Source organism: Mesorhizobium silamurunense (genome assembly GCF_014843905.1).
Lineage (GTDB): Bacteria > Pseudomonadota > Alphaproteobacteria > Rhizobiales > Rhizobiaceae > Mesorhizobium > Mesorhizobium silamurunense.
Genome location: NZ_LPVS01000027.1, coordinates 189351 through 213567, shown reverse-complemented (window position 1 = coordinate 213567; position 24217 = coordinate 189351). Strand labels below are relative to the sequence as shown.

Sequence of the window (24217 nt, the reverse complement as noted above, 5' to 3'; positions counted from 1 at the left end):
TTGCGTTTGTCGCACTTCCCCTCTATATGCGCGCTCATTCCACACACGGACTTTGGTGTCTGCCCGGGAGAAATCCGGCTGAAACCTCCGGTGGCATCAGGACATAGGTCCGAAATGCCTGTGTCCGTGGAGGCCAACCGGAAAGGAACTAAAGAATGGCTCTGCCTGATTTCAGCATGCGTCAGCTTTTGGAAGCTGGTGCTCACTTCGGCCACCAGACCCACCGCTGGAACCCGAAGATGGCGCCTTACATCTATGGCGCCCGCAACAACATCCACATCATCGACCTGTCGCAGACGGTGCCGCTGCTGCACCAAGCCTTGAAGCAGGTTTCCGACACCGTCGCCAAGGGCGGCCGCGTGCTGTTCGTCGGCACCAAGCGCCAGGCTTCGGACATCGTCGCCGATGCCGCGCAGCGTTCGGCCCAGTACTATGTCAACTCGCGTTGGCTGGGCGGCATGCTGACCAACTGGAAGACGATCTCGAACTCGATCCAGCGCCTGCGCAAGCTCGACGAGTTGCTGGCCGGCGAGGCCCAGGGCCTCACCAAGAAGGAGCGCCTCAACCTCGACCGCGAGCGCGAGAAGCTCAACAAGGCGCTGGGCGGCATCAAGGACATGGGCTCGACGCCGGACCTGATGTTCGTCATCGACACCAACAAGGAGGCGATCGCCATCCTCGAGGCCAAGCGCCTCGGCATCCCGGTCGTCGCCATCATCGATTCGAACTGCGATCCGGACAAGATCGACTTCCCGATCCCCGGCAATGACGACGCGGCGCGCGCCATCCAGCTCTACTGCGACCTGATCGCCAAGGCTGCCATCGACGGCATCGCCCGTCAGCAGGGCGCGCTCGGCATGGATATCGGCGCGTCGGCCGAGGCTCCAGTCGAGCCGGCGCTCGACGCCCCGGCCGCCGAGGCTCCGGAAGCTTGAAAAGCGAAGGCCGGTTCCGGCCTTCATCTTTCCAATAAGTTGGCGCGCTAAAGCGCTTTTGCCGGGCGCATCATCGGGACTCGATGGTGCGTCGGCGCATTTGAAACAAAGAGGCGATAATGAGCATTTCGGCTGCACAGGTCAAAGAACTCCGCGACTTGACCGGCGCGGGCATGATGGACTGCAAGGCGGCGTTGAACGAAACCAACGGCAACATGGAAGAGGCGGTCGACTGGCTGCGCAAGAAGGGCATCTCCAAGGCCGACAAGAAGGCCGGCCGCACCGCGGCGGAGGGCCTGATCGGCGTCGATTCCGGCGTGCGTGAAGCCGCCATCGTCGAGGTCAATTCCGAGACCGACTTCGTCGCGCGCAACGCCGCCTTCCAGGAAATCGTCGCCAACGTCGCCAAGGTCGCGCTCGCCTACGGCACGACCGAGGCGGTGGCCGCGGCCAAGTATCCGGGTTCCGACAAGTCGGTTACCGAAACCATCAAGGACGCGGTCGGCACCATCGGCGAGAATATGGGCTTCCGCCGCTCGGCCAAGCTCACCGTCCCGCACGGCGCTGTCGCGACCTATGTGCACAATGCCGTTGCCGATGGCCTCGGCAAGCTCGGCGTGCTGGTCGCGATCGAGACCACCGGCAATGAGCATGCGGCGAACGCCTTCGGCCGTCAGGTCGCCATGCATGTCGCCGCCACCAACCCGATGGCGCTGACCACGGAGGAACTCGATCCGGCCGCGGTCGAGCGCGAGAAGGCGATATTCGCCGACCAGGCGCGCCAGACCGGCAAGCCGGAGGCGATCATCGAGAAGATGGTCGAGGGCCGCCTGCGCAAGTTCTACGAAGAGGTGGTGCTTTTGAAGCAGGCCTTCGTGCTCAACCCCGACATCACCGTCGAGAAGGCGCTGAAGGACGCCGAGAAGGAGATCGGGGCTCCGGCCAAGATCAGCGCTTACCTGCGTTTCGCCCTCGGCGAAGGCATCGAGAAGGAAACGACCGATTTCGCGGCGGAAGTCGCGGCCGCGGTCAAGAAATAGCCCGAAGCAAAAGTAAGGCTACAGAGCTCAGGCAACTCGGCCGGGTGTCCGCATGGATGCCCGGCCGATCTCTTGAGCGGTGTCGATAAAGGCTCTGAGCTTCGGCGCCATCGACGCCCGGCGCGGGAAATAGAGGAAAAGGCCGGGCTCCTCGATCGCCGTCTTCGGCAGGATCTGGACCAGGCGCCCGGCGGCGAGATCGGCGCGCACCAGCGGCTCGAACACATAGGCGAGCCCGACGCCCGCAAGCGCGAGATCGATAGCCGCGAGCGAATCGGTGACGACAGCCGTGCCGCGGGTCTCGACCACGACATCCTTGCCGTTCTCGTTCAAATCCCAGTGATAGAGCCCGCCGGAGCGGACAAGCCGGTAGCCGATGCAATTGTGCTTCGCGAGGTCGGCCACGTCGCGCGGGCGGCCGTACTTTCCGATATAGGCAGGCGAAGCGACGACCACGGCCCTGAAGGGCGGCGTGAGCCGCACGGTGACCATGTCCTGCGCGATCATCTCGCCGAGCCTGATGCCGGCATCGAAACCTTCACCCACGATATCGACCAGAGCCTGGTCGGCGAAAACCTCGACCGTCACGTCCGGATAGCGCTCAGCCATGGCCGCGACCACCGGCGTCACAGCCAAGGGGATCGCGATGTTGGAGGCGTTGATCCTGAGCAGGCCGGAGGGGCGGCCCTTGGTGCCGCGGATGTGGTCCATCCGTTCGGCTATGTCCTGAAGGGCAGGGGCCGCCGTCTCGACCAATGCCTTGCCGGCTTCGGTCAGTGAAACGCTGCGCGTGGTACGCGCGAACAGCGGCTGCCCGATGCGCTCCTCCACCAGCCGCACGGCATGGCTGACCGCCGACGGGCTCATGCCGAGCTCGGCCGCGGCAAGCGCGAAGCCGCCGCGTCGCGCCACGGCGACGACAACAGGCAGATGTGTGAGCAAGTCTCTGTCCATTCATGAATGATATCGCACAGTCTTTGCAAACAATGCAATCTTATCGATGCCGGCGCGTCGGCCCATATTGTCACCAGCACATCGGCGGCGGGCTGATGCTCGAGGAGAAGAGACATGAATGCGTTGAGACATGTGACTTTCGTGGCAGGACTGGCGCTGGCGCCGGTCGATGCCGGTGGAGCCGAACCGGCTGGCTGGCAGGCGCTTGCCGACGAGCGCGCGGTCATCCGCATCGCGGATGCCATCGACCGCGCCGTCGATGCGCAGGACTGGAATCTTGCGCGCAGCTACTTCGCCGATCGCGTCACGGTCGATTTCAGCAGCCTTTCCGGGCAGCCGCCGGCCACCATCGCCTCCGACGACCTGATCGGCACCTGGGCGGCTAACCTCAAGGGCAGCAAGACCAGCCTGCATCTGCGAACCAACCATCAGATCGACATAAAGGCCGATACGGCGACCGTCCGTTCCAACGGCTATGCCTGGAACCGGATGGAAGGAAATGGCGACCCGCTATGGGAAGTCTGGGGCACCTACGAGCACCACCTTATCCGCTCCGGCGCCGGCTGGAAGGTCGACGGCTTCACCTTCCGCATGACGCATGAGCGCGGCAATCCCTGGGTCAAGTCGACCCCCGGCCAATAGTCAGACATCAAGCACGATCGGAACACATCATGAGCATGACCTATTACACGCTTGGCAACAGCGGCCTGCGCGTCAGCCGGCTGGCACTGGGCACCATGACCTTCGGCACAGAATGGGGCTGGGGCGCTGACAGGGAAACCGCCCGCGCCATGTTCGATGCCTATGTCGAGGCAGGCGGAAATTTCTTCGACACCGCCGATCTCTACACGGGCGGTACCGCCGAGACCTGGCTCGGCGAATTCGTCGCCGAGCGCGGCTTGCGCGACAAGGCGGTGATCTCCACCAAATTCACGATGAACATGGATCCCGGCAATCCGAATGCCGGCGGCAACGGCCGCAAGAACATCATGCGCGCCGTGGACGCTTCGCTGAAGCGCCTCGGAACCGACTATATCGACCTCTATCTCATGCATGTCTGGGACAGGCTGACGCCGGCCGAGGAGGTGTTGCGGACGCTAGACGACCTCGTTCGCGCGGGCAAGATACGCCATGTCGGCCTTTCCGACGTGCCGGCCTGGTATGCGGGCCGGGCACAGGCGATCGCCGAACTGCGCGGCTATGAGCCGATCTCGGCCCTGCAGCTCGAATATTCGCTGACCGAGCGCACGATCGAGCATGAATTCGTGCCTTTCGCGACACGTCACGGCGCCGGCATCATGGTCTGGAGCCCGCTGGCCAGCGGGCTGCTCAGCGGCAAATACCGCCCGACGCAGGCCGGGAACGCCGGGCGGCTCGATGGTTTTCGCAACACCACGCATCCGGGTTTCCAGAAATTCAGCGACCGCAACTGGGCAATCGTGGCCGAGCTCGAGAAGGTGGCTTCCGAACTCGGCCGCAGCATGGCGCAGGTAGCGCTCAACTGGGCGGCGACGCAGCCCGGCATCGCCACAGTCATCCTTGGCGCGACGAAGCTTGCCCAATTGCAGGACAATCTCGCGGCGCTCGATTTTTCGATTGCTCCAGAGCTCCGCAAGCGGCTCGGTTCGGCGAGCAACATGCCGGCACCGTTCCCACATTCCTATTTCGGGCCCGAGATCCAGGGGAGGGTGACCGGCGGCGCCGCGACCGGCGACAAACCGTCCGGCTATTCTCTGCCGGTCCTGATCGAAGGCGAGGCGGTCAGCGTCAGCAGCAACTGATCGAAAAAGCCTGGGATTTTGCGCAAGGGCGCGGCGTGACATCGCCGCGCCCTTCGTGTATCGGGTCGAACCGTCGTGCCAGCGCCGCCAGGCGAAGCGGGGCAGCTTTCGCCTCCAGATTTGCCCGCGCCGAGATTTTCGAGGAACCAGATGACGGTGAAGCCCCTCTATCGACGTGTCTTGCTGAAAGCTTCGGGCGAAGCGTTGATGGGAGAACAGCATTTCGGCATCGACGTTTCGGTCGTCGATCGCATCGCGGCCGACATTGCCGAAGCGCGGGCGCTCGGCATCGAAGTCGGCGTCGTCATCGGCGGCGGCAACATCTTCCGCGGCGTGGCCGTCGCCTCCAAGGGCGGCGACCGCGTCACCGGCGACCACATGGGAATGCTCGCCACCGTCATCAACTCGCTGGCGCTGCGCACCTCGCTGAACAAGATCGGCGTCGATGCCGTGGTGCTTTCGGCCATCGCCATGCCGGAGCTCTGCGAAAGCTTCTCGCAGCGCCAGGCGACCGCCTATATGAACCAGGGCAAGGTGGTGATCTTCGCCGGCGGCACCGGCAATCCGTTCTTCACCACCGATTCGGCCGCGGCGCTGCGCGCCGCCGAGATCGGCGCCGACGCGCTGTTCAAGGGCACGCAGGTCGATGGCGTCTATTCGGCCGACCCGAAAAAGGATCCGAACGCGGTGCGCTTCGACCGCATAAGTCATGCCGAAGTCATAAAACGCGGGCTTACGATCATGGATACGGCCGCGATTGCACTTGCGCGCGAAAACAACATTCCGATAATCGTCTATTCGATCCACGAAAAAGGTGGTTTCGGCGAAATTCTGAGGGGCGGCGGCCGTTGCACGATCGTCGCGGACAATTGACCGGGGCCGGGGTCGGCTAAATAATTGCCGGTTTCCGGACGAGACTAGAAGACAAGCAGTGAACCCGGCGAACGGGTCGAGGAGATGATCATGAGTGGCGAGTATGACGATCTCAAGCGGCGCATGGACGGGGCGGTCGCGGCCTTCAAGCACGATCTCGCTTCGCTGCGCACCGGTCGCGCCTCCAGCAACCTGCTCGACGCCGTCCAGGTGCAGGCCTATGGCACGACGATGCCGATCAACCAGGTGGCCAACGTCACGGTGCCGGAGCCGCGCATGATTTCGGTCTCGGTCTGGGACAAGTCGATGGTCAGCGCCGTCGACCGGGCTATCCGCGAAGCCAATCTCGGTTTCAATCCGATCGTCGACGGCACCAATCTGAGGATTCCTTTGCCCGAGCTCAACGAGCAGCGCCGCAAGGAACTGGTCAAGATCTCGCATGGCTATGCCGAGAACGCCCGCGTCGCGGTTCGCCATGTCCGTCGCGACGGCATGGATTTCCTCAAGAAGGCCGAAAAGGACGGCACGATCAGCGAGGACGATCATCGCAAGCGCTCCGACCAGGTACAGAAGCTGACCGACGAGATGATCAGCACCATCGATCACCTGCTTTCCGATAAGGAAGCTGAAATCATGCAGGTTTAGGGTCGGTTTCTCACCGGCTCGAAAGCGAGACCATGGCAACGCCCGCGCATGTCGCGATCATCATGGACGGAAATGGACGCTGGGCCAAGGCGCGCGGCATGCCGAGGCTTGCCGGCCATCGCGCCGGCGTCGAGGCCTTGCGCAAGACGGTGCGCGCCGCGCCTGAGCTCGGCATCTCCTACCTGACGGTCTACGCGTTCTCTTCGGAAAACTGGTCGCGGCCGAAATCCGAAGTCAGCGACCTGATGGGTCTCTTGAAGCTCTTCATCCGCCGCGATCTCGCCGAACTGCACCAGAACGGCGTGCGGGTGCGGGTGATTGGCGACAGGGAAGGGCTGCAGCCGGACATCAGGGGCCTGCTGCAGGAAGCCGAATCGCTGACCGCGGCCAACGAGGCGCTGACGCTGGTCATCGCCTTCAACTATGGCGGCCGCGACGAGATCGTGCGCACCGCGCGCAAGCTTGCCGCCGCCGTGGCGCGCGGCGAGATGACAAGCGACGCGATCACGATGGAGAGCTTTGCCGGTTCGCTCGACACCGAAGGCATTCCCGATCCCGACCTGGTGGTCCGCACCAGCGGCGAGCTCAGGCTGTCGAACTTCCTCTTGTGGCAGGCCGCCTACAGTGAGCTCGTCTTCCTGCCCTGTTACTGGCCGGACTTCAGCCGGGAGCATCTCGCCGACGCCCTGCGCGACTTTGCCGGCCGGGAGCGCCGTTTCGGCGGGCTCGCCGCCCGCGACGTCGCCTTGTAGCGCCGGCATCGATGAGCAATCTCCAGCAGCGCGTCATCTCGGCCATCGTGATGGCGGCGGTCACGCTTGCGCTCACCTGGCTCGGGGGGCTGCCGTTCCGGCTGTTCTGCAGCTTCCTTGCCTCCATCATATTCTACGAATGGTCGCGCATGTCGCGCCCTGCTACCGGCGGGAGCCTGGGCTTTTTGCCGGAGGCGCTGTTGCTGGCTTTTGTCGGCACCCTGATTGCCGGCGTGCCGGCGGCCTGGCTTCTGATCCTTGTGGTGGCGCTGGTCGTCATCACCGTCGCCGGCGCTCAGATGCGCGGAACGACGCATTGGGACGCAGCCGGCCTGGCCTATGCGTCTCTCTCCAGCCTGTCGCTGGCGCTGCTGCGTGGTAGCGACCATGCCGGCTTGATCGCCATTCTCTTTCTGTTCGCGGTGGTCTGGGCGACCGACATAGCGGCCTATTTCGTCGGCCGCGCGGTCGGCGGCCCGAAGCTGGCGCCGTCGATCTCGCCCGGCAAGACGCAAAGCGGCGCGCTTGGCGGCGCCGTCGGCGGTGTTGTCGCCGGACTGCTGCTGGCAATCGCGGCCAGAGCGGACAATCTCGTCATGCTCGGTCTCGTGGCGCTGGTGCTCTCGATCGTCTCGCAGGTCGGCGACCTCTTCGAATCCTGGGTCAAGCGTCGGCACGGCTGCAAGGATTCGAGCAATCTGATTCCTGGGCATGGCGGTGTCATGGACAGGGTCGATGGGCTTGTCGCGGCGGCTTTTGCCCTGTACGTCATCGGTTGGATTGCGGCGGGCGCCGATCATCCGGCAACGGGGCTGTTTCCAAACTGAATGGCGTCGCCGCTGGGCGAAAAACGACGCGTGCCACGGATTCGCCCGGATTGATGCCACAGTCGCGGCGGACGGTCGCGCTGGGCGAATTTGAGGGCATGACTTGAACGAGATTCTTCACGCGCTCTTCAGCACGCAAGGCTTTGTCCTCGGCACCCTGGTGCCGTTCCTGTTCGTGCTTACCGTCGTGGTGTTCGTCCATGAGATGGGCCACTACCTTGTCGGCCGCTGGTGCGGCATCGGAGTGAAGGCTTTTGCCATCGGCTTCGGCCCGGAACTCTTTGGTTTCAACGACCGCCACGGCACCCGCTGGAAGCTTTGCGCCATCCCGCTCGGCGGCTACGTCAAATTCGTCGGCGACATGAATGCGTCATCGAGCCAGCTGAGCGCCGAAGACCTCGAATCGCTGACCGAGGCCGAGCGCAAGGTCGCCTTCCATACCCAGCCGATCTGGAAACGCGCGGCGACCGTCGTCGCCGGACCGCTGTTCAATTTCCTGCTGACGATCGCCGTCTTCGCGGTGCTGTTCTCGCTATACGGCCGCCCGGTCATGGAGCCGACCGTGGCCGAAGTCACCGCCGGCAGCCCGGCGGCGCGGGCAGGCATCCAGCCCGGTGACCGATTCGTCAAAGTCGACGGCAGCAAGGTGGAGACCTTCGCCGACGTTCAGCGCCTGGTCTCGGGCCGCGCCGGCGACGCCATCACTTTCACCATGTTGCGCGACGGCACCGAAATCACCGTCACGGCGACGCCGGAGCCGATGGAGCAGCAGGATGCGCTGGGCAACAAGGTCAAGGTGGCGATCATCGGCGTCGCCAACAACGCCGAGCTCGGGCAGCCGCGATTGGTCTCCTACACGCCCGCGGGCGCGCTGGCGGCGGCTTTCGAGGAAACCGGGCATGTCATCGAGCGCACCGGCCAGTTCCTGAAGCGGTTTGTCATCGGGCGCGAGGACAAGTGTCAGCTCGGCGGACCGATCAAGATCGCAAAAATGTCGGGTCAGGCAGCCAAGCTCGGCTTCGAGTGGCTGGTGCAGCTTGTTGCATTCTTGTCAGTCGGGATAGGGATTCTCAATCTTCTGCCGATTCCTCCTCTCGACGGCGGCCACCTCTTGTTCTACGGCGTGGAGGCCGTCATAAGGCGGCCTGTGTCGGAGCGGATGATGGAGATAGCCTACCGGGCGGGTCTCTTTCTGGTGCTCGGATTCATGGGCTTCGTTTTTTGGAATGATCTGTTTGGGTGCTGAAATCATGAAGAAATTTGGCTTCGGGCCCGGCCATATTGAGACGCCGTTTACCATGCGTGGGGATATGCGTGACGCGAAAGCCACGCATCAGGGTTAAGTAAATACAAATTAACCGGGAGCCTTGCGTGTAGGGAAAATCCGGTTAATACGGTAAGGGAAAATACCGCACGTCCGGTTTTCTCGCCGTGGGGACTACGAGAAAAAGGTACAAAAGCCCGATGAAGGCAGCATCCAAGTTTCTGAGCGCCGCGTCCGCGGCGGCTTTGTCCGCCGCCCTGGTTTTGCCAGGCGCGCTCGCAGTGCAGTTCGTTGCCACATCGGTAGCCGAAGCAGCGGTGGTCAGCAGGGTAGAGGTCAGCGGCAACCAGCGTGTCGATGCCGAAACCATCCGCAACTACATCTCGATCAAGCCCGGCAAGGCGTTTTCAAGCGCCGATATCGATAGCGCCGTGAAGGCGCTGTTCGGCACCGGGCTGTTCTCGGACGTCCAGATCAATCAGGTCGGCTCGACCCTGGTCGTCAAGGTTTCCGAATACAAGGTCGTCAACCAGGTCCTGTTCCAGGGCAACAAGAAGCTCAAGGACAACGCGCTCCAGGCTGCCATCCAGCTGAAGCCACGCGCGACCTTCTCGCAGCAGGCGCTCGATGCCGACGTCGAGGCGGTCAAGGCCGCCTATCGGCGCATCGGCCGCGACGACGCTGCCGTGACCACCCAGATCATGGATCTCGGCGACAATCGCGTGAACGTGGTCTTCAACATCAACGAAGGCGGCCGTACCCAGATCGCGGCCATCAACTTCGTTGGCAACAGCGCGTTTTCCAGCCGCCGCCTTTCGGACGTGATCAACACCAAACGTTCGTCCTGGCTTTCGTTCGTGCTGCGCGACGACGTCTATGACGAGGACAAGCTGCGCGCCGACCAGGAGCTGCTGCGTCGCTTCTACTACAACCACGGCTATGCCGACTTCCAGGTCGTTTCCGCTGTCGGCGAGCTCGACGACACCACTAACAAATACACGGTCACCATCACCGTGCAGGAAGGCGAGCGCTACACCTTCGGCGACATCAGCGTCGAGAGCACCATTCCCGAGGTCGACTCCAAGTCGCTGGAATCGGTGGTCGAGACCCACAAGGGCGATGTCTACAACGCCAAGGACGTCGAGGATTCGATTGTCGCGCTGACCGAGAAGGTCGCCGGTTCGGGCTACGCCTTTGCCCAGGTGACGCCGCGCGGCGACCGCAATTTCGAGAATCATACGATCTCGGTCGTCTACACCATCGACCAGGGCACCAAGGCCTATGTCGAGCGCATCGAAATCCGCGGCAACGACCGCACGCGCGACTATGTCATCCGCCGCGAATTCGACGTCAGCGAAGGCGACGCGTTCAACCAGGTTCTCATCCAGCGCGCGAAGAAGCGGCTGGAAGCACTGGATTACTTTGAAAAAGTCGACATCTCGACTGTTCCCGGATCGGCTCCCGACCAGGTCGTCCTGGTCGTTGACGTGGTCGAGAAGTCGACCGGCGAGTTCTCGGTCGGCGCCGGCTATTCGACCGGTGGCGACACGCCGGGCCCATCCGTCGAAGGTTCGATCACCGAGCGCAACTTCCTCGGCCGCGGCCAGTACATCAAGCTGTCGGCCGGCGGCGGCAAGCACTCGCGCGACTACGCGATCTCCTTCACCGAGCCGTATTTCCTCGGCCGGCGCATTGCGGCGGGCTTCGATATCTACAAGTCGACCCGCGAGTACAGCCACTATGACACCGACGTTACAGGCGCGACCATACGGTTCGGCCTGCCGATCACCGACAGCATCTCGACGCAACTGGCGTACAATATCTCGCAAGAGAAATATAAGCTTTCCGACGGCTGCGATGCCAATGGTGACGGCGTTCCTGACGCCGGCTGTGACATCTCGCAGGCCATTCTCAACGGTATTGACGAGAGCCCTTGGCTGAAGTCTTCGGTCAGCTTGGGCATGGTCTACAACACCATCGACGACATGAAGAACCCGCATGAGGGTCTCTACATCACCGGCACGACCGAGTTCGCCGGTCTCGGCGGCGATGCGAAGTGGGTGAAGCTGACCGGGCGCGCAAGCGTGTATCAGACGTTGTCGGAGCAACTAGACCTTGTCGGCTTGGTTTCGGGTGGCGCGGGCTATATCGCCGGCTATGGCAGCAACGATCTGCGTATCTTTGACTACTTCCAAAGCAACGACCGCATGATCCGCGGTTTCGAATATGGCGGTATTGGCCCGGTAGCTGCTGGAACGAGCGGTGACCATCTCGGCGGCACGACTTACTTCAATGCCTCTGCGGAAGCCCAGTTCCCGCTGCCAGTCATCCCGGAAAGCTTCGGCCTGCGCGGTGCTGTGTTCGCGGATGCGGCGACCCTGTACGGTAACAAACTGGGCGATGCGTTGGTTGATCCTTCCTCAACCGGCATGAAGTTGCGTGCCTCGGTCGGTATCGGCCTGATGTGGGCTTCGCCGTTCGGCCCGATCCGCATCGACTATGCGGTCCCGGTCAAGAAGGAAGCGACCGACGACGTGCAGGAATTCAACTTCGGCATAGCGACCCGTTTCTAATCCGCGGGTTACGATGTTTCCGGGTCGCTTGACGGCCCGGAAGACACTGATCCGACCGAGCTGGATAATGTTTGTGGAATGACCGATCCGGTGTTCTTCGCGCCTTCACGCCGGTATACGGCTGGCGAGGTCGCGAATCTGACCGGCGCCAATCTCGTTGATGCCTCGCAGGCCGATATCGCCATCGAAGCGCTGGCGCCCGCCAATGAGGGCGGCGATGGTGCGCTCGTCTTTGTCGACGGCAAGCGCAATTTCGCTTTGATGCAGGCGCTCAAGGCGGCTGCCGTTCTCTGTCCCGCCGACTTCGCCACCAGAGCCCCGCAAGGGATCGCGGTGCTGGTGCATCCGCGCCCGCAGCAGGCCTTCGCCATGGTCGGGCGGCTCCTCTTTCCGCAAGCCGCCACTCCAGGGCCGATGACCGGCGAAACCGGCATTTCGCCGCAGGCGCATATCGATCCGTCCGCGCATGTCGAAGCCGGTGCGATCGTAGAGGCAGGCGCCGTGATCGGTCCCGACGCTTCCGTTGGCGCCGGCACGGTCATCGCGCCCCACGCCGTCATTGGCCGCTCCTGCAAGATAGGGCGCGACGGTTACGTCGGCCCGGGCGCCAGCATCCAATATGCGCTGATCGGCAACCGCGTCATCATTCATGGCGGCGCAAGGATCGGCCAGGACGGGTTCGGCTTCGTGGCCGGTGCCAAGGGCCCTGAGCGCGTGCCGCAGATCGGTCGCGTCATTATCCAGGACGACGTCGAGATCGGCTCCAACTCGACCGTCGACCGCGGCGCGATGTCCGACACCGTCATCGGACAAGGCACCAAGATCGACAATCTGGTGCAGATCGCCCACAATGTTCGCATCGGTCGCAATTGCATTATAGCCGGGCTTTCGGGTATTTCCGGTTCCGTCGTCGTGGGCGACAACGTCACCATGGGTGGCGGTGTCGGCCTTGCCGACCATTTGACCATCGGTCCGGGAGCCAAGCTTGCTGCGAGAAGTGGATTCATGAGCAACGTGCCGGCGGGCGAGGTCTGGGGAGGCTATCCGGCGCAGCCGATGGCGGAAGCCATGCGCGAGATCGCGATGCTGCGCAGGCTGGCCAGGACGCGCAAGCAGGGCGACGGAAATGGCTGACATGGTGGCAACGACACTCGAGGCGGTCGACATAATGGGGCTCATGAAGCTCCTGCCGCACCGCTATCCGTTCCTGCTGATCGACCGCATCGTCGATATCGACGGCGACGAGTCCGCGGTCGGCATCAAGAACGTGACCATCAACGAGCCGCATTTCCAGGGTCATTTTCCGCAGCAGCCGGTGATGCCGGGCGTGCTCATCATCGAGGCTATGGCGCAGACCGCGGGCGCGATCTGCATCCGCAGCCTCAACACGGAAAAGCCGTCGCTGGTTTATTTCATGACCATCGACAACGCGAAGTTCCGCAAGCCGGTCGTTCCGGGCGATCAGCTCAGGATTCACGTCAAGAAAATCAAGAAGCGCGGCAACCTGCTGAAATTCGCCTGCGAGGCGATAGTGGATGGCGCAAAAGCCGCCGAAGCCGAAGTTTCGGCTATGATGGTCACCGGCTGACGGTTCGAAATGCTCATGAAAGTTGCGACATCAATCCATCCTTCCTCGGTCGTCGAAGAAGGGGCCCAGATCGGCGAGGGCGTCCGCATCGGGCCATTCTGCCATGTCAGCGCCGACGCGGTGATCGGTGACCGTGTCGAGCTGGTCAGCCACGTCGCGGTGATGGGCGCGACCACCATCGGCGCCGCGACCAAGGTCTATCCGATGGCGATCCTGGGTGGCCCGCCGCAGAACACAAAGCACAAGGGCGGCCGCACCACGCTGGTCATCGGCGAGAACTGCACGATCCGCGAAGGCGTCACCATGCATCTCGGCACGGATTCCAGCCGGGGTGAGACGACCGTGGGCGACAACGGCAATTTCCTGGCCTATGCCCACATCGCCCACGATTGCGTCGTCGGCAAGAACGCCACCTTCGCCAATGGGGCAACGCTCGGCGGGCATTGCGAGATCGGCGACAACGTCTATATCGGCGGCCTCAGCGCCGTTCATCAATTCGTGCGTGTCGGCGACAACGCCTTTCTCGGTGGGTGCTCGGCCTTTGTCGGCGACGTCATCCCCTATGCCATTGCCGTCGGCAATCGCGCCAGCCTGCGTGGCCTCAACATCATCGGCTTGAAGCGCTCCGGCCTGCCGCGCTCTGAGATCTACCTGCTGCGCAAGGCCTATAGGACGATTTTCGACCGCTCCCGGACCGTTGGCGAGAATGTGGAAATCGCCAAGGCCGAATTCGCCTCGTCGCCAGCGGCCATGAAGATCATCGACTTCATCACCAGCCGTGGCAAGCGGCACTATGCCGTCCCGTCGCTCAAGGGTGGCGGCGGCAATGACGACGGCGATGACGAGGGCTGAGCCCGCCGAAGCAAGGCTTGCTCTCGCGCCGGGCTCCAGGGTCGGCATCATTGCCGGTGGCGGCAGCCTGCCGGTCGAAGTGGCGGAAGGCCTGGCCAAGCAAGGACATCCGCCTTTCATCATCCTGGCCAAGGGCGAGGTGGATCGCGAAGCGGACTTCGCCGCCTATGAGCAGGCGACGCTCGCGCTGGAAGACATCGGCTCCTTGCTTCCCTTGCTGAAACGCCAAGGCATCAGCCACCTGGTTCTGGCCGGCGAGATCAGGCGCAGGCCACGGCTCACCAAGATACGCCCGACTCCCGGTCTGCTGGCGATAATTCCCTCGGTGATCATTGCGCTGGCGCGCGGCGACGACGGACTTTTGAAGGTTCTTACCCGCGGGCTGGAAAAGCGCGGCATCACGGTTGTCGGCGCACATGAGATCGTCGCGGAGCTTACCGCCGGCGAGGGCACACTCACCGCCACAGGACCTAAGCAATCGGATTGGCGCGATATCGAGGCAGGCCGTGCGGCGGCCAAGGCGATCGGCGCGCTGGACATCGGCCAGGCGGCGGTTGCGGTCGGAGGAAGGGTGATTGCGCTGGAAGGCATCGAGGGCACCAAGGGCCTGCTCGAAAGGACACGCGAATTGCGCGGGCACGGCCGGCTCGCCGGAAAGACGCGCGGCGTGCTCGTCAAATGCGCCAAGCCGGGTCAGGAACTGCGCGCCGACCTTCCCTCGATCGGCCCGCAGACGGTCGAGGCGGCACATGCCGCCGGGTTGGCCGGCATCGCAGTCGAGGCGAGCCGCTCGCTCATTCTCGAAGGCCCGACAACATTGGCGCGAGCCAATGCGCTTGGCTTGTTCATCGTCGGGCTTCCCGCGACGGAGCCGGCTGATGGTAGGTGAGAAGCCGCTCAGGATCGCCATCGTCGCCGGCGAGGAATCCGGCGACCTGCTCGGCGCTGACATCGTGCGCGCGCTCGAGAAGACCACCGGCCGTAAGATCCAGCTCGTCGGCATTGGCGGCCGGCATCTGCAGGAACTGGGGCTGACACCGCTCTTCGACGGCAGCGAGATCGCGCTGATGGGCTTCAGCGCCGTCTTGCGCGACCTGCCGCGGCTGATGCGCCGGATCAGCCAGACGGCAGCCACCATTGCGGCGGAGCGGCCGGATTGCCTGATCACCATCGACAGCCCTGACTTTTCGTTGCGCGTCGCCAAAAAGGTCCGTGCCGCCGCGCCAACTATCCCGATCGTCCACTATGTCTGCCCGAGCGTTTGGGCGTGGCGACCGGGCAGGGCGGCGGCAATGAAACCCTATGTCGATCACATCCTTTGCATTCTGCCTTTCGAAGTGAAGGGGCTTGCCCGGCTCGGCGGGCCACCCGGCACCTATGTCGGCCACCGGCTGACGCAGGATCCTGGCGTACTCAGCGCCGTCAAGGCGCAGAGCTTGCCGCGCGACCTGTCGGAGGATCGCGTCAAGACGCTGCTGGTGCTGCCGGGCTCACGCCGCGGCGAGGTGCGTCGGCTGATCGAGCCGTTCGGCAAGGCAATGTCGGTCCTGCGCCAGCGCGGCCACCGGTTGCGCCTGCTGCTGCCGACGGTGCCGCATGTCGCTGACTTGGTGAAAACGTCGGTCGCGAGTTGGGACGAGAAGCCCGAGATCATCACCGACCCGGAGCGCAAATGGCAGGCTTTCGGCAAGGCCGACGCGGCTCTGATCGCGTCCGGAACGGTTTCGCTGGAGCTGGCGCTATCCGGTGTTCCGATGGTCTCCAGCTACAAGCTCGACCCGATAGCGCGGCAATTGCTGCAGCACCTGGTGACGACGTGGTCGGCGCTGCTGCCCAATCTGATCGCCGATCGCGCGCTGGTGCCGGAGTTCTACGATCAGTATGTCAGGCCGGAGAACCTGGCGCGTCAGCTGGAAGCCCTGTTTGCCGATACCGGCGTGCGCGCCTGGCAGAAGGCAGGTTTCGCCGAGATCGCCAGGCGCATGGCAACGGAGAGGCCATCGGGGGAGATCGCGGCCGAGGTGGTGTTGGGATGCATGAAGAAGGCAGTAGGCAGTGGGCAGTAGGCATCTTATTCCCTACTGCCCATTCCCTATTCCTACCTCTTCGCAATCGGCACGTAGTCGCGTTCCGTGGCGCCGGTGTAGAGCTGGCGCGGGCGGCCGATCTTCTGGTGCGGGTCTTCGATCATTTCCTTCCACTGCGCGATCCAGCCGACGGTGCGGGCAACCGCAAACAGCACGGTGAACATGGTGGTGGGGAAGCCCAGCGCCTTCAGCGTGATGCCCGAGTAGAAGTCGACGTTGGGATAGAGCTTCTTCTCGATGAAATATTCGTCGGTGAGCGCGATCTTTTCCAGCTCCATCGCGATGTCGAGCAGCGGATCGTCCTTGATGCCGAGCTCGCCCAGCACCTCATGCGCCGTCTTCTGCATGATCTTGGCGCGCGGATCGTAGTTCTTATAGACGCGATGGCCGAAGCCCATCAGGCGGAACGGATCGTTCTTGTCCTTGGCGCGGGCAATGAACTCGGGGATGTGGTCGACATGGCCGATCTCGCCCAGCATGTTGAGGGCAGCCTCGTTGGCGCCGCCATGCGCCGGACCCCAGAGGCAGGCGATGCCGGCGGCGATGCAGGCGAACGGGTTGGCGCCCGAAGAACCGGCAAGGCGCACCGTCGAGGTCGAGGCGTTCTGCTCGTGGTCGGCGTGCAGGATGAAGATGCGCTCCATGGCGCGCGCCAGCACCGGATTGATCTTGTACTCCTCGCACGGCACGGCAAAGCACATGTGCAGGAAGTTGGCGGCGAAGTTCAGCTCGTTCTTCGGGTAAATAAAGGGTTGGCCGATATGGTATTTATAGGCCATCGCCGCGATCGTCGGCATCTTGGCGATCAGCCGCATCGAGGCGACCATGCGCTGATACGGATCCGAGATATCGGTGGAGTCGTGATAGAAGGCCGACAGCGCGCCGACCACGCCGCACATCACCGCCATCGGATGCGCGTCGCGGCGGAAGCCGGTGAAGAAGCGCGACATCTGTTCATGCACCATGGTGTGGCGCGTCACGCGGTAGTCGAAGTCGTCCTTCTGCGCCTTGGTCGGCAATTCGCCATAAAGCAGGAGGTAGCAGACCTCGAGGAAGTCGCCATGCTCGGCAAGCTGGTCGATCGGATAGCCGCGATGCAAGAGAATGCCGGCATCGCCGTCGATGAAAGTGATCGCCGACTCGCAGCTCGCCGTGGAGGTGAAACCGGGATCGTAGGTGAAGGCGCCGGTGGTGCTGTAGAGCGCGCCGATATCGATGACGTCAGGCCCGGTAGAGCCGCTTCGCACCTTGAATTCGTGGGTCTTGCCGGCGAGTTCGAGCCTTGCGGTCGACTCACGCGCCTTGCCGCCCGATTCCAGTTTTGTCGCAGCTTCGCTCATTGCAAACTCCTTTATGTTTCCTCATGCCGGCAAGGCAATTCCTGCAAACGACACGTCGAAATCACCGGAATGCGCGAACTTGCCACCGCATTTTAGGAGGTGCGTGCCAGATTGGGCCAGGGCCTAATGTTGCACTGCGAAACACACCTTTCAATGCCAATCTTTTTGGGCCAGTTCGCTCCTAATCGATTTGATCTCCAATCCGCGCCAGGCTTTCCTCGCGCCCCAGCACGGCAAGCACGTCGAACACGCCGGGCGAGGTGCTGCGGCCGGTGAGCGCGGCTCTCAGCGGTTGGGCCACGGCGCCGAGCTTGTGGCCGCCGGCCTGGGCAAAGTCGCGAATTGCGGCTTCCGCGGCTGCGGCGCTCCATTCGCCGGAGATCGCGGCGAGCGCGGCATAGGCGCCGCGCAGAATGGCTCGCGCATCAATGCCGAGCAATCCGGCGGCCTTCTCCTCAAGCTGCAGCGGCCGCTCGGCGAACAGAAAGGCGGCTCCGTCCACGAGCTCGACCAGCGTCTTCGCGCGCTCCTTGAGACCAGGCATGGCGGCAAGCAGTTGTGCCTTGCGCCTGTCATCGAGCTTGGCCGCGAGCGCCGGGCCGCCTTCGAGATAGGGCAGGGTGGCGACGAAGACGTCGAAGAGAGCGCTGTCGTCCATCTTGCGCATATGCACGCCGTTCAGCGCCTCGAGCTTGGCGAAGTCGAAGCGTGCGGCGCCCTTGTTGACGTCGCCGATATCGAACCAGGAGATCATGTCCTTGATCGACATCACCTCGTCGTCGCCGTGGCTCCAGCCGAGCCTCGCCAGATAGTTGAGCAGGGCCTCCGGCAGATAGCCCATCGCGCGATAGGCTTCGACGCCGAGCGCGCCGTGGCGCTTCGACAGCTTGGCGCCGTCAGCGCCGTGGATCAGCGGGATGTGCGACATCGACGGCACGGTCCAGCCCATGGCGTTGTAGATCACGGTCTGGCGCGCGGCATTGGTCAGGTGGTCGTCGCCGCGGATGATGTGGGTGACGCCCATGTCGTGATCGTCGACGACGACGGCGTGCATGTAGGTCGGATTGCCGTCCGAACGCAGGATGATGAAGTCGTCGAGGTCCTTGTTCGGAAAGCGCACCTCGCCCTGCACGCGGTCGTGCACGATCGTCTCGCCCTCTTTCGGGGCCTTGATGCGGATGGCGCCCTTGACGCCGGGGGGCGCCTCGGACGGGTCGCGGTCGCGCCACTGGCCGTTGTAGCGCGGCGGCAGGCCCTTGGCCCGCGCCGCCTCGCGCATCGCCTCCAACTCGGCGGGCGTCTCATAGCTGTAATAAGCCTTGCCCAGGCGCACGAGCTCCTCGGCCACCTCGCGGTGGCGTGGCGCGCGCTCGAACTGCGACACGGCCTCGCCGTCCCATGAGAGGCCGAGCCAGGTCAGTCCGTCCAGGATGGCAGCCGTCGCAGCGTCGGTGGAGCGTTCGCGATCGGTGTCCTCGATGCGCAGCAGCATCGTGCCGCCGGTGTGCTTGGAGTAAAGCCAGTTGAACAGCGCCGTGCGCGCCCCGCCGATATGCAGGTAGCCAGTTGGCGAGGGGGCAAAGCGGGTGACGACCTTGTCGGACATGGAACTCTCGAGGAAGCACTGAAGCGGGCGTGATTGCGCGGACTTTCGCGCGGTCGGCGTTGATGTAGCATAGGAGGTCTGGGGCGCAAGGGGCAGACCCGATGGCTGGACGTGGCCGGGGTGCGGAGGAGGGCGAGGGGACGACGGCTGGCGTCAGCGAGCGCCTGCTGTTTGCCGGCACAATGCCTGCTGAAGCAGCACCGGTTTTGCTCCCCGAGCGACACCCGCCTGCGGAGGTTCCGTCGCCCGACGGCGCCCCCGCCCGCCCGACGTCTCCGCCGGCAGCCATCGACCGGATCCGCCGGCAGTTCCGCGGCGCCTCGTTTTTCGCGTTTCGCCGGAGCGCCGCCGTCGCGGCCGCCACCGAACTCGACCGCGGCGTCGGCTTCCTGCTGGTGCCGGTGTTCCTGGCCGCCGGCGTGATCCTCTATTTTTCCCTGAATGCCGAGCCGGATCTCTACAGGCCGCTGGCGGCGGTGGCGCTGATGGCTGTCTGCGCAGCGGTATCCCGCTCCTGGTAGAAGACGCATCTCGTCTTCATGGCGGCGCTGTTTTGCGCCTTGGGCTTTGTCGCCGCGAAGGTCGAGACATGGCGGGTCGCAACACCGATGCTCGGTTCCGAGATCCAGACGCGGCTGACGGGGCGCGTCGTCGTTGCCGAGGAGATGGCCAATGGCCGCGTCAGGTTGACGATCGACCTCGTCTCGACCGCGCACCCGAAGCTGCGCTACGCTCCGGACCGCGTCAGGCTTTCGGCGCGCAGGATCCCGCCCGACATGAAGGCAGGATCGCTGGTGACGGGCTATGCACGGCTTTTGCCGCCGACCGGACCGGTCCGCCCCGAAAGCTATGACTTTTCCTTCGACAGCTATTTTTCCGGCATCGGAGGCAGCGGGTTTTTCCTCGACGATCCCAAAGTCGTTCCGACAACCGACCCGCCCGCCGAGACGAACATCGCCTCGACGATTGAGAACGCGCGCGAAAACATTGCCGATCATATCAGAAGCACCGTCGGCGGTCCTGAAGGCGAGATCGCCGCGGCGCTGATCGTCGGCGTTCGCGCCGGCATTCCCGAGGACATCAACGAAGCGATGCGGCGGACGGGCATCTATCACATCATCTCGATTTCCGGCCTGCACATGGCGCTGGTCGCCGGCACGGTCATGCTTCTGCTGCGCGGTGCGTTCGCGCTGTTTCCGGATTTTTCGTCACGGCGCCCGGTGAAGAAATACGCAGCGGCAATCGCGCTGGTGTCGATCGCCGCTTATCTCGTCATCTCCGGCGTGGTGGTCGCCGGCCGAGCGAAGCTTCATCATGCTGGCGGTGATGCTGGTCGCCGTGCTGTTCGACCGCGCGGCGCTGACGATGCGCAACCTGGCGATCTCGGCCATTGCCGTCATCCTGGTGTCGCCGCATGAAGTGGTTGGGCCGAGCTTCCAGATGTCGTTTGCAGCCACGGCCGCCCTTGTCGGCGCTTACGCCGGCTGGGCCGACTACCGCGCCGACAAAGTGAGAGCGCCGCCGATCAAGCGCTCGTTCGTCGGCTTCCTGTCCAGAAAGCTCGCAGCCGGAGCGGGTGGCGCTGCTTTGACGTCGATCATCGCCGGAAGTGCCACGGCGCTGTTTGCCATCTGGCACTTCCAGCGCGTCTCGCCACTCAGCCTATTGGCCAATCTGGCGATCATGCCGATCGTCACGGTCGTGATGTTCCTCGCTGTCGCCAGCGCGGTCATGATGCCCTTCGGCTTCGACGGGCCTTTCCTCTACGTGATGGGCAAGGGCCTGACGGCGATGATCGCGATCTCGGCGTGCATTTCGGAATGGTCGCCGGTCGATGCCGTGGGGCTGATCTCGATCCACTCGGTGCTGTTGGCGACGATCGCGCTCGTCATCGGCACTATGGCGACCACCTGGCTCAGGCTGGCCGCAATTCCTTTCGCAGTCGCGGCCTTGCTGACCATCCCGCAGGTGCGCACGCCGGACCTGCTGATCTCGGAGGATGCGCATCTGGTGGCCATGCCGATCGGCGGCGGCGAGCTCGCCGTCAACCGTGCCCGCTCCAACGAGTTCACCACCGAGAACTGGAAACGCGCGCTCAAGGCCGAAACAATCGTGCCGCCGGAGACATTTGCGAAAGGCGCGCTGGATATTGCCGACCCCGTCGACCTGCCGCCGGGATCGCCCTTTTACTGCACGAGCGATCTCTGCATTGGCCGGCACCCATCCGGCGCGATCGTCGCGTTGGCGGAAAATCGCAACAGCGCTCGCCCGGCCTGCGGCTTCGCCGACCTCATCGTCATCAATGACGCAACGGCCTACAATCCTTGCCGCGATCCGCGCATTCTCGTCGTCACCAAGCGCCAGCTTGCGCGTGACGGCAGTGCTGCCGTCTTCTTCGACCCGCAATCGGCGACGGCGCGACCAACTATTCAATATGCCGTCGAAAAACCGTACCGCCCCTGGCACGAACAGCGGCGCTACTCGCGCGAGGCGAGAGGGTTAGCGCCTTACAAGAAGCCTGAGAAGCCACAGACCACGCAGCCAGCCACTCAGTAGCGGCGGATGAGCCCGACGAGCTTGCCCTGCACCTTGACGCGATCGGGACCGAAGATGCGGGTCTCATAGGCCGGGTTGGCGGCCTCGAGCGCGATCGAGGCACCCTTGCGGCGGAAGCGCTTCAGCGTCGCTTCCTCGTCGTCGACAAGGGCCACCACGATCTCGCCGGGGCTAGCCGTGTTGGCGTTGCGGATGATCACCGTATCGCCGTCGAAGATGCCCGCCTCGATCATCGAGTCGCCCTTGACCTCCAGGGCGTAGTGCTCGCCGCCCGCGATCATGTCCGGCGGCACCGTGATCGAATGCGTCTGGTGCTGGATGGCATCGATCGGCACACCCGCTGCGATGCGGCCCATAACCGGAATGGACACGGCCGAAACGGCGTCGTCGTCATTGCTGGGCGTAGGCGTGCGCGAGGGCGCCGCAGGCTTGATCTGCCGGCCGAGATTGCCTTGGCCGCCCTGGATGACGCTCGGCGAGAATTTCTTCGCCGCATTGAGGCCGGGCGCGATCGAATCGGGCAGCCTCAGGACTTCAAGAGCGCGCGCCCGGTTCGGCAGCCGGCGAATGAAACCGCGCTCTTCCAGCGCCGTGATCAGGCGATGGATGCCGGACTTCGAGGCAAGGTCGAGCGCTTCCTTCATCTCGTCGAAAGACGGCGGAATGCCGCTTTCCTTGAGCCGTTCATGGATGAACATCAGCAGTTCATGTTGTTTGCGCGTCAGCATGGCGACCCCATGGGTTCTGAAACCAGAATCAGAAAACAAACCCAGAACAAACACTATCTGTTCCAGTTGTGTTCCGCAACCGTTTAAAGTTTAGTGAATGTGTTGACGTTTTGTTCAGCGTAACATCAGAACGCTGCATTCGGCGCCGGCTTCCGCCGCCGGGGCGAAGGGCTCACGCACGATCAGGCCATTAGCCTCGGCAAGCATTCTCAGCATCGAGGAATCCTGGATGCCAAACGGTGTCGCGACCAACTGTCCGGCCTCCTCGCGCACGACGGCCCGCACATAGTCCTGCCTGAGATCGTTGGCGTGCATCGCGGCAGCCAACCGCGCGGTGCGGATGTCCTGTCGGTAATTGCGGCCGCCCAGCCGCGCCAGAAGCGGCTTCAGGAACAATTGCGAGCAGACAAGGCTCGCCACCGGATTGCCAGGCAGGCCAAGGCAGCGGATGTTACCAAGCCGGCCAAACATCAACGGTTTGCCGGGACGCATGGCGATCTTCCAGAAATCGAGCTGCATGCCTTCGCCGGTGAGCACGTCGTGGATCAGGTCGTGGTCGCCGACCGAGGCGCCGCCGAGAGTGACGATGATATCGGCGCCTGCTGAGACCGCTTTCTTGACCAAAGCCGCGATCGCGTGCTGCCGGTCGGCGGCGATGCCGAGGTCGAGCGCGCGCGCTCCAACCGACTGGGCCGTGGCTGTGACGCCATAGGCATTGGACGAGATGATCTGGTCGGGGCCGAGCGCGCTGCCGGGAGGCAGCAACTCGTCGCCCGTGGCGATGATGGCAACCAGCGGCCGACGCACCACATTGAGGCTTGGATGGTTGGCGGACGCCGCCAGCGAAAGCGCCGCGGGATCGAGCTGGCGACCTTTTTCGAGCAGCAGGTCGCCCTGGCCAAAGTCGAGCCCACGGCGACGGACATTGCGTCCTTGCGCGGTCGGCTCGGTCACTTCGATGCCGCCGCCGCCGAGGTCGCGGATATTCTCCTGGATGACGACGGTGTCGGCGCCTTCGGGGAGCGGCGCGCCGGTGAAGATGCGCACGGCCTCGCCCTTGCCGACGGAGCCGGCAAAGCCGCTTCCGGCGGGCGCCATGCCGATCACGGAGAGTCGCGCCGGAGCCGAGGCCACGTCCGCAAAGCGTGCGGCATAACCGTCCATCGCTGACGCATTGAACGGTGGCTGCGTGCGCAGCGCCACCACCGGTTCGGCCAGCACCCGACCGGCCGCCTCGGCGATTGGAACGCTTTCGCCAGGCAACGCGGTTGCGCCGTCCAACAGGCGCTCGAGCGCCTCGGCGACCGGAACCAGCGCCATCTTAAGAACCTGCCCCATGTTTGGCGGCTTTGTAGTCGCCCGACTTGCCGCCGGTCTTCTCGACCAGCCTGATGCCGGAAATCACCATGGCGCGGTCCACCGCCTTGGCCATGTCGTAGATGGTGAGGCAGGCGACCGACGCCGCGGTCAGCGCCTCCATCTCCACCCCAGTCTTGGCGGTGACGCGGGCAAGCGCGGTCACCCTTAGGCCGGGGAGCGTGCGGTCGGGCTCGATATCGACGGCGACCTTGGTCAGAAGCAATGGATGGCAGAGCGGGATCAGCTCATGCGTCTTCTTGGCCGCCATGATGCCGGCGATGCGCGCCGTGCCCAGAACGTCGCCTTTCTTGGCGTCGCCTGCGAGGATCATCTCCAGTGTTTCCGGCCGCATGGAAACAAAACCTTCGGCAATTGCCGTGCGTGTCGTCTCGGCCTTGTCGCCGACATCGACCATGTTGGCTTCGCCCTTGGCGCCGAGATGGGTAAGCTCAGGCAT

At 63.9% G+C, this 24217-nt stretch carries 20 protein-coding genes and 2 pseudogenes; 16 read left to right on the top strand and 6 right to left on the bottom strand.

Annotation, left to right across the window (positions count from 1 at the left end; all coding sequences use genetic code 11):
- Window positions 1-155 precede the first annotated feature (155 nt).
- Window positions 156-935 (top strand): 30S ribosomal protein S2, encoded by a 780-nt coding sequence (gene rpsB / locus AU465_RS06900; RefSeq protein WP_192245215.1) that lies wholly within the window; start codon window positions 156-158, stop codon window positions 933-935.
- 119 nt (window positions 936-1054) lie between these two features.
- On the top strand, window positions 1055-1975 hold the full coding sequence (gene tsf, locus AU465_RS06895) for a translation elongation factor Ts (RefSeq protein WP_127423994.1): 921 nt from the start codon (window positions 1055-1057) through the stop codon (window positions 1973-1975).
- A 27-nt stretch (window positions 1976-2002) separates the two neighbouring features.
- Here the strand turns inward: tsf and AU465_RS06890 are convergent, their stop codons facing one another.
- Window positions 2003-2929, bottom strand: coding sequence for a LysR family transcriptional regulator (locus tag AU465_RS06890; RefSeq protein ID WP_192245213.1), 927 nt, complete (start codon window positions 2927-2929; stop codon window positions 2003-2005).
- Window positions 2930-3043: 114 nt separating this feature from the next.
- Between AU465_RS06890 and AU465_RS06885 the strand changes: the two genes are divergently transcribed.
- The 13 genes and pseudogenes from AU465_RS06885 (at window position 3044) to lpxB (ending at window position 16150) form a co-directional block, all read left to right on the top strand.
- Window positions 3044-3571: a nuclear transport factor 2 family protein gene (locus AU465_RS06885; RefSeq protein WP_192245211.1), complete on the top strand. Its 528-nt coding sequence runs from the start codon at window positions 3044-3046 to the stop codon at window positions 3569-3571.
- Between the two features lie 29 nt (window positions 3572-3600).
- On the top strand, window positions 3601-4710 hold the full coding sequence (locus AU465_RS06880) for an aldo/keto reductase (protein WP_192245209.1): 1110 nt from the start codon (window positions 3601-3603) through the stop codon (window positions 4708-4710).
- A gap of 150 nt (window positions 4711-4860) precedes the next feature.
- Window positions 4861-5583, top strand: a complete 723-nt coding sequence (gene pyrH, locus AU465_RS06875; protein ID WP_059188649.1) for a UMP kinase — start codon at window positions 4861-4863, stop codon at window positions 5581-5583.
- 90 nt (window positions 5584-5673) lie between these two features.
- Entirely contained in the window at window positions 5674-6228 is a 555-nt protein-coding gene (gene frr, locus AU465_RS06870) for a ribosome recycling factor (protein WP_192245207.1), read from the top strand.
- 20 nt (window positions 6229-6248) lie between these two features.
- Window positions 6249-6980, top strand: a pseudogene (locus AU465_RS06865) (isoprenyl transferase); the annotation flags it as partial.
- 11 nt (window positions 6981-6991) lie between these two features.
- The gene (locus AU465_RS06860; protein ID WP_192245203.1) at window positions 6992-7807 is read left to right on the top strand and encodes a phosphatidate cytidylyltransferase; all 816 of its coding nucleotides are present in this window, start codon (window positions 6992-6994) and stop codon (window positions 7805-7807) included.
- Window positions 7808-7910: 103 nt separating this feature from the next.
- Window positions 7911-9053 carry an RIP metalloprotease RseP gene (rseP, locus tag AU465_RS06855; protein ID WP_192245201.1) on the top strand — a complete coding sequence of 381 codons (1143 nt, stop codon included), beginning with the start codon at window positions 7911-7913 and terminating at the stop codon, window positions 9051-9053.
- 218 nt (window positions 9054-9271) lie between these two features.
- Entirely contained in the window at window positions 9272-11644 is a 2373-nt protein-coding gene (bamA, locus tag AU465_RS06850) for an outer membrane protein assembly factor BamA (protein WP_192245199.1), read from the top strand.
- Between the two features lie 78 nt (window positions 11645-11722).
- Window positions 11723-12778, top strand: coding sequence for a UDP-3-O-(3-hydroxymyristoyl)glucosamine N-acyltransferase (gene lpxD / locus AU465_RS06845; RefSeq protein ID WP_192245196.1), 1056 nt, complete (start codon window positions 11723-11725; stop codon window positions 12776-12778).
- A complete protein-coding gene (gene fabZ / locus AU465_RS06840) occupies window positions 12771-13232 on the top strand; it encodes a 3-hydroxyacyl-ACP dehydratase FabZ (protein WP_192245194.1) in 462 nt (153 codons plus the stop codon). Before lpxD ends, fabZ begins: the two co-directional genes overlap by 8 nt.
- 15 nt (window positions 13233-13247) lie before the next feature.
- Complete coding sequence (lpxA, locus tag AU465_RS06835; protein ID WP_192245192.1) at window positions 13248-14084, top strand: acyl-ACP--UDP-N-acetylglucosamine O-acyltransferase; 837 nt, start codon at window positions 13248-13250, stop codon at window positions 14082-14084.
- Window positions 14059-14973, top strand: a complete 915-nt coding sequence (locus tag AU465_RS06830) for an LpxI family protein (RefSeq protein ID WP_192245190.1) — start codon at window positions 14059-14061, stop codon at window positions 14971-14973. Before lpxA ends, AU465_RS06830 begins: the two co-directional genes overlap by 26 nt.
- The gene (lpxB, locus tag AU465_RS06825; protein WP_192245188.1) at window positions 14963-16150 is read left to right on the top strand and encodes a lipid-A-disaccharide synthase; all 1188 of its coding nucleotides are present in this window, start codon (window positions 14963-14965) and stop codon (window positions 16148-16150) included. The genes AU465_RS06830 and lpxB overlap by 11 nt, the downstream gene beginning before the upstream one ends.
- A gap of 32 nt (window positions 16151-16182) precedes the next feature.
- Here the strand turns inward: lpxB and gltA are convergent, their stop codons facing one another.
- The gene (gene gltA / locus AU465_RS06820; protein WP_095777720.1) at window positions 16183-17511 is read right to left on the bottom strand and encodes a citrate synthase; all 1329 of its coding nucleotides are present in this window, start codon (window positions 17509-17511) and stop codon (window positions 16183-16185) included.
- 181 nt (window positions 17512-17692) lie between these two features.
- A complete protein-coding gene (gltX, locus tag AU465_RS06815) occupies window positions 17693-19117 on the bottom strand; it encodes a glutamate--tRNA ligase (RefSeq protein WP_192245186.1) in 1425 nt (474 codons plus the stop codon).
- Window positions 19118-19218: 101 nt separating this feature from the next.
- Here gltX and AU465_RS06810 point away from each other — a divergent pair.
- A pseudogene (locus AU465_RS06810) lies at window positions 19219-21673 on the top strand (ComEC/Rec2 family competence protein).
- Here AU465_RS06810 and lexA read toward each other — a convergent pair.
- From lexA to moaC, 3 genes are all read right to left on the bottom strand, one after another.
- Window positions 21667-22401: a transcriptional repressor LexA gene (gene lexA, locus AU465_RS06805; RefSeq protein ID WP_192245184.1), complete on the bottom strand. Its 735-nt coding sequence runs from the start codon at window positions 22399-22401 to the stop codon at window positions 21667-21669. The pseudogene AU465_RS06810 and the gene lexA overlap by 7 nt on opposite strands.
- Window positions 22402-22515: 114 nt before the next feature.
- Window positions 22516-23721 carry a molybdopterin molybdotransferase MoeA gene (locus tag AU465_RS06800; RefSeq protein WP_192245299.1) on the bottom strand — a complete coding sequence of 402 codons (1206 nt, stop codon included), beginning with the start codon at window positions 23719-23721 and terminating at the stop codon, window positions 22516-22518.
- A 1-nt stretch (window position 23722) separates the two neighbouring features.
- On the bottom strand, window positions 23723-24217 hold the full coding sequence (gene moaC / locus AU465_RS06795) for a cyclic pyranopterin monophosphate synthase MoaC (RefSeq protein ID WP_192245181.1): 495 nt from the start codon (window positions 24215-24217) through the stop codon (window positions 23723-23725).